Annotated in this window: 14 protein-coding genes; all 14 read left to right on the forward strand. The window is 37.9% G+C overall.

Going from position 1 to position 12483, the window contains the following annotated elements:
* Positions 1-12 precede the first annotated feature (12 nt).
* The 14 genes from fabD to lepB all read left to right on the forward strand — a co-directional run bounded on the left by fabD (position 13) and on the right by lepB (position 12474).
* Positions 13-957: an ACP S-malonyltransferase gene (fabD, locus tag ABH960_RS11055; protein WP_404445060.1), complete on the forward strand. Its 945-nt coding sequence runs from the start codon at positions 13-15 to the stop codon at positions 955-957.
* On the forward strand, positions 957-1697 hold the full coding sequence (gene fabG, locus ABH960_RS11060; protein ID WP_241875729.1) for a 3-oxoacyl-[acyl-carrier-protein] reductase: 741 nt from the start codon (positions 957-959) through the stop codon (positions 1695-1697). The genes fabD and fabG overlap by 1 nt, the downstream gene beginning before the upstream one ends.
* Positions 1698-1766: 69 nt before the next feature.
* On the forward strand, positions 1767-2000 hold the full coding sequence (gene acpP / locus ABH960_RS11065) for an acyl carrier protein (RefSeq protein WP_002014515.1): 234 nt from the start codon (positions 1767-1769) through the stop codon (positions 1998-2000).
* A 58-nt stretch (positions 2001-2058) separates the two neighbouring features.
* Positions 2059-2796 (forward strand): ribonuclease III, encoded by a 738-nt coding sequence (rncS, locus tag ABH960_RS11070; protein ID WP_113936793.1) that lies wholly within the window; start codon positions 2059-2061, stop codon positions 2794-2796.
* Positions 2797-2944: 148 nt separating this feature from the next.
* Positions 2945-6514 (forward strand): chromosome segregation protein SMC, encoded by a 3570-nt coding sequence (gene smc / locus ABH960_RS11075; protein ID WP_404445065.1) that lies wholly within the window; start codon positions 2945-2947, stop codon positions 6512-6514.
* 14 nt (positions 6515-6528) lie between these two features.
* Entirely contained in the window at positions 6529-7518 is a 990-nt protein-coding gene (gene ftsY, locus ABH960_RS11080) for a signal recognition particle-docking protein FtsY (RefSeq protein WP_002185064.1), read from the forward strand.
* Positions 7519-7650: 132 nt separating this feature from the next.
* On the forward strand, positions 7651-7983 hold the full coding sequence (locus tag ABH960_RS11085) for a putative DNA-binding protein (protein ID WP_002033794.1): 333 nt from the start codon (positions 7651-7653) through the stop codon (positions 7981-7983).
* A gap of 12 nt (positions 7984-7995) precedes the next feature.
* Complete coding sequence (gene ffh / locus ABH960_RS11090) at positions 7996-9345, forward strand: signal recognition particle protein (RefSeq protein WP_002014519.1); 1350 nt, start codon at positions 7996-7998, stop codon at positions 9343-9345.
* 100 nt (positions 9346-9445) lie between these two features.
* Positions 9446-9718, forward strand: coding sequence for a 30S ribosomal protein S16 (rpsP, locus tag ABH960_RS11095; RefSeq protein ID WP_000268750.1), 273 nt, complete (start codon positions 9446-9448; stop codon positions 9716-9718).
* A gap of 14 nt (positions 9719-9732) precedes the next feature.
* The gene (locus ABH960_RS11100; protein WP_002088196.1) at positions 9733-9960 is read left to right on the forward strand and encodes a KH domain-containing protein; all 228 of its coding nucleotides are present in this window, start codon (positions 9733-9735) and stop codon (positions 9958-9960) included.
* Positions 9961-10081: 121 nt separating this feature from the next.
* Positions 10082-10597: a ribosome maturation factor RimM gene (gene rimM / locus ABH960_RS11105; RefSeq protein WP_002014521.1), complete on the forward strand. Its 516-nt coding sequence runs from the start codon at positions 10082-10084 to the stop codon at positions 10595-10597.
* Positions 10597-11331 (forward strand): tRNA (guanosine(37)-N1)-methyltransferase TrmD, encoded by a 735-nt coding sequence (gene trmD / locus ABH960_RS11110; protein ID WP_002014522.1) that lies wholly within the window; start codon positions 10597-10599, stop codon positions 11329-11331. Before rimM ends, trmD begins: the two co-directional genes overlap by 1 nt.
* A gap of 146 nt (positions 11332-11477) precedes the next feature.
* Positions 11478-11822, forward strand: a complete 345-nt coding sequence (rplS, locus tag ABH960_RS11115) for a 50S ribosomal protein L19 (RefSeq protein WP_002014524.1) — start codon at positions 11478-11480, stop codon at positions 11820-11822.
* A 100-nt stretch (positions 11823-11922) separates the two neighbouring features.
* Complete coding sequence (lepB, locus tag ABH960_RS11120; RefSeq protein ID WP_002088189.1) at positions 11923-12474, forward strand: signal peptidase I; 552 nt, start codon at positions 11923-11925, stop codon at positions 12472-12474.
* Positions 12475-12483: the final 9 nt, after the last annotated feature.

Consider the following 12483-nt stretch of genomic DNA (forward strand, 5'->3'; position numbering starts at 1 on the left):
GGAGGATTTGAAATGGGAAAAATAGCATTTCTTTTTCCGGGCCAAGGTTCACAGGCAGTTGGAATGGGTAGACAGTTAGCGGAGAATAATAAAGAGGTTGCGAAAGTGTTTGCAAAAGCGGATGAGGTTTTGCATGATTCTCTTTCAGAAGTGATTTTTGAAGGACCGCAAGAAAATTTAACATTAACGACAAATGCGCAGCCGGCACTATTAACAACGAGCTTTGCAATTTTAACAGCTTTGAAGGAGTATGATATTACACCTGATTTTGTCGCAGGACATAGTTTAGGTGAATATAGCGCTCTTGTAGCTGCTGGTGCATTAACATTCGAAGACGCTGTATATGCTGTAAGGAAACGTGGGGAATATATGGAAGAAGCTGTTCCAGGCGGGGAAGGTGCAATGGCAGCTATTTTAGGTGCGGATCCGGATATGCTGAAACGAGTTACAGAAGAAGTAACAAGTGAAGGATACGCAGTACAAATTGCTAATATGAATAGTACGAAGCAAATTGTTATTTCTGGAACAAAGCAAGGAGTAGAACTTGCTTCTCAAAGAGCGAAAGAAAATGGTGCTAAAAGAGCAATTCCGCTCAAAGTAAGTGGACCGTTTCATTCCTCGCTTATGAAACCAGCTGCTGAGAAATTCCAAAGTGTTTTAAATGAAATTACAATTCAAGACACGAATATTCCTGTTATTGCAAATGTTACGGCAGATGTTATTACGCGTGGTACAGATATTCAAGAAAAGCTAATTGAACAGCTCTATTCGCCTGTATTATGGTACCCATCTATTGAGTATATGGTGAATCAAGGGGTAGATACATTTATTGAAATCGGACCTGGAAAAGTACTTGCTGGTCTTATGAAGTCGATTGATTCTTCAGTGAAAGCATATGCGGTATATGATGAAGAGACATTAAAAGATACCATTTCAAATTTGAGAGGAGAAAGCTGATGTTAAAAGGGAAAGTAGCATTAGTAACTGGTGCTTCACGTGGGATTGGTCGTGCGATTGCTATTGATTTAGCGAAACAAGGGGCAAATGTTGTAGTAAATTATGCTGGTAATGAGCAAAAGGCGAATGAAGTAGTTGATGAAATAAAGAAATTAGGTTCAGATGCCATTGCAGTAAGAGCAGATGTTGCAAATGCTGCTGATGTTACTGCAATGGTGAAACAAACTGTAGATACGTTTGGACAAGTTGATATTCTTGTAAATAACGCTGGTGTAACAAAAGATAATTTATTAATGCGTATGAAAGAAGAAGAATGGGATACAGTTATTAATACAAACTTAAAAGGTGTTTTCTTATGTACGAAAGCAGTATCGCGCTATATGATGCGTCAACGTCATGGACGTATTATTAATATCGCTTCTGTTGTTGGTGTAACAGGAAACCCAGGACAAGCAAATTATGTTGCTGCTAAAGCTGGTGTAATTGGATTAACAAAAACATCAGCAAAAGAATTAGCGAGCCGAAATATTACTGTAAATGCAATTGCTCCAGGGTTTATTGCGACTGATATGACGGATGTATTAGATGAAAATATAAAAGCCGAAATGTTAAAATTAATTCCTGCAGCTCAGTTTGGAGAAGCACAAGATATCGCAAATACTGTAACGTTTTTTGCTTCTGATCAAAGTAAATATGTTACAGGTCAAACGTTAAATGTTGATGGCGGTATGGTAATGTAATAAAAGAATCGATTTCACCTAGTTTTTTTGGACAATATTTTATATAATATTTGAGGGGAGGTGAATAGAATGGCAGATGTTTTAGAGCGTGTAACCAAAATTGTCGTTGATCGTTTAGGAGTAGAAGAAACTGAAGTAGTACCAGCTGCAAGCTTCAAAGAAGATTTAGGCGCAGACTCCCTAGATGTAGTAGAACTTGTAATGCAATTAGAAGATGAATTTGAAATGGAAATTTCTGATGAAGATGCTGAAAAGATTGCTACTGTTGGCGATGCTGTGACTTACATAGAGAGTCATCTATAATGCTTAAGTGAAGTCCCGTTTTTTAACGGGGCTTCTCGGCTTATATCTGGAGGGACCTATGCCGTACCGAAAACATAAAGAAAAAAAATACGAAGCAAAATATCGTGAAGCTTTTAAAGTATTTCAAGAAAAGATAGGTATTACGTTTACAGATGAAAAATTATTGATTCAAGCATTTACGCATTCATCGTATGTGAATGAGCATCGAAAAAAACCGCATGAGGACAATGAGCGTCTGGAGTTTCTTGGCGATGCTGTATTGGAACTCACTGTATCACAGTATCTGTTTCAAAAATATCCGACAATGAGCGAAGGAGAGTTAACAAAACTACGTGCAGCTATTGTATGTGAGCCATCTCTTGTTCGTTTTGCAAACGAAATGTCATTTGGTAGCCTTGTTTTATTAGGGAAAGGTGAGGAAATGACGGGTGGACGTGAACGACCAGCTTTATTAGCGGATGTCTTTGAAGCGTTTATTGGTGCCCTTTATCTTGATCAAGGGCTAGAAACAGTTTGGGGATACTTAAAAGAAGTTGTATATCCAAAAATTAATGAAGGTGCTTTTTCTCATGTGATGGATTATAAGAGTCAATTGCAAGAATTGATTCAGCGTGATGGTAGTGGCAATATTGAGTATCAAATTTTGCAAGAAAAAGGACCGGCCCACAACCGAGAATTTGTGTCCCGTGTAACTTTAAATAATGAGGCATTAGGTCTTGGTAGTGGTAAGTCAAAAAAAGAGGCAGAGCAACAAGCTGCTGCAGAAGCATTGAAAAAATTAAAAGAACAATCATGAGGAATCCCCCTTTGAATGAGGGGGATTCCTTATGCATAGAATGAAACTTTCCTTTTATTTATAAATAAAAGGAGTGGGAAATCCGTATAGTAGTTTGTTTTCGTACAGACAACGTTTACAACAACGGAGAATAGGAGGAAGGCCTTTCGTGTTTTTAAAAAGATTAGAAATAGCAGGATTTAAGTCTTTTGCTGAGCGTGTATCTGTCGATTTTGTTCCAGGTGTAACTTCTGTAGTAGGACCTAACGGGAGCGGGAAAAGTAATATTACTGATGCAATTCGCTGGGTACTTGGTGAACAATCTGCAAAGTCATTACGCGGTGCAAAGATGGAGGATATTATTTTTGCCGGCAGTGATACGAGAAGAGCGGTTAATGTTGCTGAAGTTACATTAACTTTAAATAATGAAGACCAACGCTTACCGATTGAGTATAACGAGGTGTGTGTAACGCGTCGTGTATCTCGTTCGGGTGATAGTGATTTTTATATTAATAAACAATCTTGTAGATTAAAAGATATTATTGATTTATTTATGGACTCTGGTATGGGAAGGGAAGCTTTTTCGATTATTAGCCAGGGGAAAGTCGAAGAGATTTTGAGTAGTAAATCAGAAGAACGTCGTGGTGTATTTGAAGAAGCTGCGGGTGTGCTGAAATACAAACTTCGTAAAAAGAAAGCTGAAGGGAAATTGGCGGAAACACAAGAAAACTTAAATCGTGTACAAGATATCATTCACGAATTAAGTAGTCAAGTAGAACCACTAGAAAGACAAGCTTCTATTGCGAAAGATTATCTTGAGAAAAAAGAAGAATTAGAGAAAGTAGAAGCTGCGCTTATTGTACATGAAATTGAAGAATTACATGAAAAGTGGGAAGCGCTTCGAAATCAATTTGGGCATAATAAAGATGAAGAAGCTAAAATGTCGGCGAACTTACAAAAAAGTGAAGAAGAGCTTGAGGAATTACGCGGGCAATTACAAGCCGTTGATGAATCTGTAAATTCCTTACAAGAAGTTCTACTTCTGTCTAGTAAAGAACTAGAAAAACTAGAAGGGCAACGCGAGCTGTTAAAGGAAAGAAAGCAAAATGCAACGACACATTGTGCGCAGCTTGAAAAGCTAATTGTTGAGTTAACAGAGAAAACTACAAGTTATGATGGCGAAATTGAAACAAGTACAGAAGCTTTAATGCAATTTGTGAATCAAGTAAAAGAATTGGAGAAGAAATTGCATGATAACGAGCAATTACTTGCGACTTTTGCTGAGAATTTAGAGGAACAAATTGAGAATTTAAAAGGTGACTATATTGAACTTTTAAATCAACAAGCAAGTCTTCGTAATGAATTATCTATGATTGAAGAACAATCAAAACAGCAAAACTCTAAAAACGAACGACTTGATGAAGAAAATGAAAAGTATGTACAGATGCGTGTGGAAATTACAGCGAAAAAGGCGAAACTTGTAGACAGTTATGAGCAAGCGAGGGAGAAAATAGCTGACATTATTTCTAACATACAGAAGACAGAAACGGCACTTGGGAAATGTAAGTCACAGTATAGTGAAAATGAAACGAAACTGTATCAAGCGTATCAATTTGTGCAACAGGCGCGCTCTCGGAAAGAAATGTTAGAAGAGATGCAAGAGGACTACTCTGGCTTCTATCAAGGGGTACGTGAAGTATTAAAGGCTAGAGAAAATAGACTACAAGGTATTGAGGGAGCTGTTGCAGAACTTCTGACTGTGCCGAAAGAATATGAAATCGCAATGGAAATCGCCCTTGGGGCAGCGATGCAACATATCGTAGTACAAACAGAAGAGCATGCTCGTAATGCAATTGCATTTTTAAAGCAAAATAAACATGGACGTGCAACGTTTTTACCTCAAGCTGTTATTAAAAGCCGATCGCTATCATTTGATCAATTACGCATTGTGAATCAGCATCCATCGTTTGTCGGTGTAGCGGCAGAACTTGTGCAGTACAATAATAAATATGAGAATGTAGTTTCAAGTTTATTAGGTACAGTTGTTGTTGCGAAAGATTTACGCGGAGCAAATGAGTTAGCGAAACAACTGCAATACCGCTATCGTATTGTAACACTCGAAGGTGACGTAGTGAACCCGGGTGGTTCTATGACGGGTGGAGCTGTAAAACAGGCGAAATCCTCTTTATTGGGACGTCAACGTGAACTTGAAGAGTGGACTAAAAAACTAACTGACATGGAAGAAAAAACAACAAAGCTAGAAAACTTTGTTAAAGCAGTAAAGCAAGAGATTCAAGAAAAAGAAGTACAAATACGAGAGCTACGCCAAGGTGTAGAGACCGAACGTGTAGATGAACAGAAGCTAAGAGAAGAAATTAATCGTTTAGAATTAGATGAACATCGTATTAATGATCGTTTATCGATTTACGATTTAGAGATTGAAGGATTTTTACAAGATCAAGTAAAAATGCAAGGGCGCAAAGAAGAGTTAGAAAAGATTTTAGCGAATCTTCAAGCTGAGATTGGGGAATTAGATAGTAAAATCGTCGTTTTAACGAAACAAAAAAGTGAACAATATTCTTCAAAAGAAAAAGTTCAGAAGGAAATGACGGAGCTAAAAGTACAAGCTGCTGAACAACAACAACGATTGTCTAATCAAAAAGAAAAAGTCGAACGATTGACGAAGGAAAAAGAAGAGACTGATGCGACGCTTGTAAAAACGAAAGAAGATTTAGCGTTCTTAAAGCAAGAGATGACATCTAATTCAAGTGGCGAAGAACAAATTACGAATATGATTGAGAAGAAAGCGTATGATCGTAATCAAACTTCGGAGTTAATTCGTTCTCGTCGTGAACAACGCGTATCATTGCAAGAAAGAGTCGAGCATTTAGAGCGCGGTGTGAAAGAAACAATAGGTAAACATAAATATATTCTTGAGATGCTGAAAGATCAAGAAGTGAAAATTAACCGACTTGATGTAGAGCTGGAAAATAGATTGCAACATTTACGTGAAACATATACTATTTCATTTGAAGCAGCAAAACTTAAGTATACAATGATGATGCCTGCAGAAGATGCACGTAAAAAGGTGAAACTAATTAAACTATCCATTGAAGAATTAGGCGCAGTAAATTTAGGGGCAATTGATGAGTATGAACGTGTAGCAGAGCGCCATACATTCTTATTAGAGCAAAGAGATGACCTAGAAGAAGCGAAATCGACATTGCATCAACTTATTACGGAAATGGATGAAGAGATGAAAAAACGCTTTTCTACTACGTTCGAAGGGATTCGAACAGAGTTTCAATCTGTATTCTCTGAATTATTCGGAGGTGGAAGAGCGGATTTAGTAATGACAAACCCAGAAGATTTACTAAATACGGGTATTGATATTGTAGCGCAACCACCAGGGAAGAAACTACAAAATTTAGGTTTACTTTCAGGGGGAGAGCGTGCTTTAACTGCAATTGCGCTCTTATTTGGTATTTTAAAAGTACGCCCAGTTCCATTCTGTGTTCTAGATGAAGTGGAAGCAGCTCTTGATGAGGCAAACGTTGCTCGTTTTGCGCAGTATTTAAAGAAATTTAGTGATGAAACGCAGTTTATTGTAATTACACACCGAAAAGGTACAATGGAAGAGTCTGATGTATTGTACGGTGTAACAATGCAAGAATCAGGGGTGTCGAAGCTTGTTTCTGTTCGTTTAGATGATGGCGAAGAACTTGTTGCAAGTAGATAGGAAGGATGGGAAGTATGAGCTTTTTAAAAAAATTAAAAGAAAAAATTTCAAAACAAACGGATACGGTAACAGAGAAGTTTAAACAAGGATTAGAAAAAACGAGAAATTCATTTGCTGATAAAGTAAATGAATTAGTGTACCGTTACCGCAAAATAGACGAAGATTTCTTTGAAGAATTAGAAGAAATTTTAATTAGTGCGGATGTCGGAGTTTCGACAGTGATGGAATTAATTGATCAGTTGAAAGAAGAAGTGCAACGTCGTAACATTCAAGATCCGAAAGAAGTACAGGCTGTTATTTCTGAAAAGCTAGTGGGCATTTACAAAGGTGACAGCGATTTTAGTAATGAAGTTAATATACAAGAGGATCAATTAACAGTAGTTTTATTTGTTGGTGTGAATGGTGTGGGGAAAACGACGACGATTGGTAAGCTTGCACATAAATTTAAATCAGAAGGTAAGTCTGTCCTATTGGCGGCAGGAGATACATTCCGTGCTGGGGCGATTGAGCAATTAGAAGTATGGGGCGACCGTGTTGGTGTAGAAGTAATTAAGCAAGGATCAGGATCTGATCCAGCGGCTGTTATGTATGATGCTGTACAAGCGGCAAAGGCCCGTAAAGTGGATGTATTGCTATGTGATACAGCGGGACGCTTACAAAATAAAGTAAACTTAATGAATGAGTTAGAGAAAGTGAAGCGTGTAATTGAGCGTGAAGTACCAGGGGCTCCTCATGAAGTATTACTTGTTATTGATGCAACAACAGGGCAAAATGGTTTAAGCCAAGCGAAAACATTCCGTGAAGCAACGAATGTTACTGGTATTGTTTTAACGAAGTTAGATGGAACTGCTAAAGGTGGTATCGTCTTAGCGATTCGTAACGAAATGGATGTTCCGGTGAAATTTGTTGGGCTAGGAGAGCAAATGGATGATCTGCAACAGTTTGATCCAGAACAATATGTTTATGGTTTGTTTGCGAACGTAGTAGAAACAGAAGAAGTGTAAGTGAAAGAAGTGGTATTTCCGCTTCTTTTTTTATAAAAATATGTGATGTTAAGAAAAAAACTTGACACTCTTTTATACTCCATGTAAACTAAGTCATGTAAAGGGAAATCACTTAACAAAGGATGATCCAACATGCTCGAGAAAACAACGAGAATGAACTATTTATTTGATTTTTATCAATCGTTGTTAACGCAAAAACAAAGAAGTTATATGTCGCTTTATTATCTAGATGATTTATCTCTTGGTGAAATTGCGGAAGAATTTGATGTAAGTCGCCAAGCCGTGTATGATAACATTAAACGGACTGAAGCGATGCTTGAAGAATATGAAGATAAATTAGTATTACTTCAAAAGTTTCAAGAGCGACAGCGACTTGTTGCAAAGCTAAAACAGCTACTCAGCGAAGAAGAGCATGTGAATGAAGAAATGAAACAAGTTGTTGAAGCTATCGAAAAATTAGATTAGGAGGGCGGCAATATGGCATTTGAAGGATTAGCCGACCGACTTCAACAGACAATGCAAAAAATCCGCGGCAAAGGAAAAGTTTCTGAAGCCGATGTAAAAGAAATGATGAGAGAAGTTCGTCTAGCTCTTTTAGAAGCGGATGTTAACTTTAAAGTAGTAAAAGATTTTATAAAGCGTGTGTCTGAGCGTGCTGTCGGACAAGATGTAATGAAAAGTTTGACACCTGGACAACAAGTAATTAAAATCGTACAGGAAGAACTTACAGAACTTATGGGCGGAGAGCAAAGCAAAATTGCTGTTGCTAATAAGCCACCTACTGTTATAATGATGGTTGGTCTGCAAGGTGCGGGTAAAACAACGACGACAGGTAAGCTTGCAAATTTGCTTCGTAAAAAGCATAATCGTAAACCGATGCTTGTTGCAGCGGATATTTACCGTCCAGCAGCGATTAAACAGCTTGAAACATTAGGGAAGCAATTGGACATGCCTGTTTTCTCTTTAGGAGATCAAGTAAGTCCGGTTGAAATTGCGAAACAAGCGATTGCGAAAGCAAAAGAAGATCATCACGATTACGTTTTAATCGATACAGCGGGTCGCCTGCATATTGATGAAGAACTAATGGGTGAATTAGCGAAAGTCAAAGAAGTTGCGAAGCCGGATGAAATTTTCCTTGTTGTCGATGCGATGACAGGACAAGACGCGGTAAATGTAGCACAAAGTTTCCATGAACAGTTAGGATTAACAGGTGTTGTACTAACGAAATTAGATGGTGATACGCGCGGTGGTGCGGCATTATCTATTAAGGCTGTAACAAATACACCAATTAAATTTGCTGGTATGGGTGAAAAACTAGATGCAATTGAAGCGTTCCATCCAGAACGTATGGCATCCCGTATTTTAGGGATGGGCGACGTCTTAACATTAATTGAAAAAGCGCAAGCTACAGTTGATGAAGAGAAAGCAAAAGAACTTGAGCAAAAAATGCGTACGCTTTCGTTTACGCTTGACGATTTCCTAGAACAACTTGGACAAGTGCGTCAACTTGGACCACTTGACGAATTGTTAGGAATGCTTCCTGGTGCAAATAAAATTAAAGGGCTGAAAAATGCACAAGTTGATGAAAAACAAATTGGGCATATTGAGGCAATTATTCGTTCTATGACTAAAGTAGAACGAGAACAACCGGAAATAATCAATGCTAGTCGTAAAAAGCGCATTGCCAAAGGTAGCGGTACAACGGTACAAGAAATCAATCGTCTAATCAAGCAATTTGATGATATGAAAAAAATGATGAAGACGATGACGGGAATGCAAAAAGGTAAGAAAAAAGGACTAGGTGGATTGAAGTTTCCATTCATGTAAGGAAAAAAGATGGCTCTGTTAAGAAAAAATACTTTACAAAGCAATAGTCTTTTTGCTAATATAATTATCTGTGTGAAATAAATTCGGAGGTGCTTTATAAATGGCAGTTAAAATTCGTTTAAAACGTATGGGAGCTAAAAAAACTCCTTTCTATCGTGTAGTTGTTGCAGATTCTCGTTCTCCTCGTGACGGACGTTTCATTGAGGAAATCGGTACTTACAATCCGGTTGCTCAACCAGCGGAAGTTAAGATCAACGAAGAAGCAGCATTAAAATGGTTAGGAAATGGTGCTAAACCATCTGATACAGTTCGTAACCTTTTCTCTAACCAAGGTATCATGGAGAAATTCCACTTATCTAAACAAGGTAAGTAATTGAGGCAATGACAATGAAAATGTTAGTCGAGACAATTGTTAAACCTCTTGTGGATCATCCTGGAGATGTAAAAGTTACACAGGAACTTTGCAACGGAGAAATAAAGTATCGATTAACTGTACATCCTGAGGATGTTGGAAAAGTCATTGGAAAGCAAGGGAAAGTTGCGAAAGCGATTAGAATGCTCTTGTATTCAGTGGGACATCATAATGATGAGAACGTCACACTGGAAATTCAATAAACGTAAAAAGGGCGAGGAGTTATTTCCTCTCCCTTTTTTAACATTTAAAGAGAAATTGCATGTTCCATATATAAAATGGAAATGCTTAATTTATATAGAAACCAGGGGTGACATACTATTTATGACAAAGTGGTTTAATGTAGGGAAAATTGTAAATACTCATGGCGTAAAAGGAGAAATTCGTGTTATTTCTCGTACTGATTTTCCAGAAGAGCGATATAAAGTAGGGAACACGTTATACATATGGGATGAGAAAGGTACAGACTATCTTACAGTGAAGGTAACTTCTCATCGTCAACATAAGACATTTGATTTATTAACACTTGAAGGATACAACAATGTAGATGAAGTAGAGAAGTTAAAAGGTTCTTTAATAAAAGTACCAGAAGAGCAGTTAGGCGAACTAGCTGAAGGCGAATACTACTACCATGAAATTATTGGTTGCAACGTTGTAACGGAAGAAGGAGAAGCGTTAGGGACAATCAAAGAGATTCTATCTCCTGGTGCGAATGACGTTTGGGTGATTAAACGTCCAAAGGGTCAAGATTTGTTAATTCCTTATATTGATGACGTTGTACTTCAAGTTAACATTGAAAATAAATTAGTAACCATTCATGTAATGGAAGGGCTATTATAATGAAAATTGACATTTTAACATTGTTTCCAGATATGTTTACGGGTGTATTTGGGTCTTCAATTTTAAAGAAAGCACAAGAAAAAGAAGCGGTAGAGCTTCGTGTTGTCAATTTTCGTGAGTATACAACTAGTAAGCATAATAGTGTAGATGATTATCCGTATGGTGGGGGCGCTGGTATGGTATTAACCCCACAGCCTATCTTTGACGCAGTAGAAGAGTTAACGAAGGAAACAGACCGTAAGCCGAGAATCGTCTTAATGTGTCCACAAGGAGAGCGTTTCACGCAGAAGAAGGCAGAAGAGCTTGCTGGAGAAGAGCATGTTATTTTTGTATGTGGCCATTATGAAGGATACGATGAACGAATTCGTGAGCATCTTGTAACAGATGAGATTTCTATTGGGGATTACGTATTAACGGGTGGAGAATTGGCTTCTATGGTAGTCACTGACAGTGTTGTACGTCTTTTGCCAGGAGTGCTTGGGAATCAAACGTCACAAGTGGAAGACTCTTTTAGCACAGGTTTGTTAGAACACCCACATTATACACGTCCTGCTGATTTTCGTGGTATGAAGGTACCGGATGTACTAATGTCAGGAAATCATAAAAACATTGATGAATGGCGCCATAAAGAGTCACTACGTCGTACGTACACACGTAGACCGGATTTACTGGAAGAACGAGAATTATCTAAGCAAGAAGAGAAATGGCTGGAACAGATTAAAGAAGACCGATAAGGGCTTGATATATTTTCTATTGCAACAGTCCTAGCAATATGCTATTATAACATTTGTGCTACTGAAATCAGTAGCCGTATTAACGATGTTCCGCTGTAATTTAATAAGACTTTATAAGAGCATCTGTTTAAAGGAGAGAATTTAATATGCAACAATTAATCACAGAAATCACAAAAGGCCAATTGAAAACTGACCTTCCTTCATTCCGTCCTGGAGACACTTTACGTGTACACGTAAAAGTAGTTGAGGGAACTCGTGAAAGAATTCAGCTTTTCGAAGGTGTTGTAATTAAACGTCGTGGTGGCGGAATCAGTGAAACATTCACAGTTCGTAAGATTTCTTACGGTGTAGGTGTTGAGCGTACATTCCCAGTTCACACGCCAAGAATCGCGAACATCGAAGTACTTCGCCGTGGTAAAGTACGTCGTGCTAAGTTATACTACTTACGTAACCTTCGCGGTAAAAAAGCACGTATTAAAGAAATTCGATAAGACATGTATGGGAGCTTGTAAATACACAAGCTCCCTTTTTCCAATCTATATGAAATTTTGGTATAATACGAGCAGCTTACATAACAGTGGAGGGGAAAGCATGAAGAAAGAGAAGAGCTCACTTTGGGAATGGATCAAAGCAATTTTGATTGCTGTTGTATTAGCGGGCGTAATTAGACAGTTTTTCTTTGCCCCAATTCTCGTAGACGGTGTATCGATGTCGCCGACTTTACATGACCGTGATCGAATGATTGTTAATAAAATTGGCTATCACATAGGTGATCCGAAACGCTTTGATATTATTGTATTCCGAGCGACGGAAGAAAAAGATTATATTAAGCGTATTATTGGCCTGCCAGGCGACGAAATCGAATACCGTAATGATAAACTATATGTTAACGGGAAACCTTATGAGGAGCCGTATTTAGATAAGCAGAAAAAACAACTTGCTGACGGACCGCTTACATATGATTTTACTCTTGAAGAAATGACAGGAAAGAAAACTGTTCCAGAAGGTCAATTATTTGTTTTAGGCGATAATCGTCGTTTTAGTAAAGATAGCCGTTCGATTGGTACAATTTCAATGGACCAAATGATAGGTAAAGCAAATATGCTATATTGGCCGTTAAAAGATGCACGTATTGTGAAATAAAAGAAAAAG

It is taken from the genome of Bacillus sp. RC252, from assembly GCF_044909215.1.
Lineage (GTDB): Bacteria > Bacillota > Bacilli > Bacillales > Bacillaceae_G > Bacillus_A > Bacillus_A mycoides.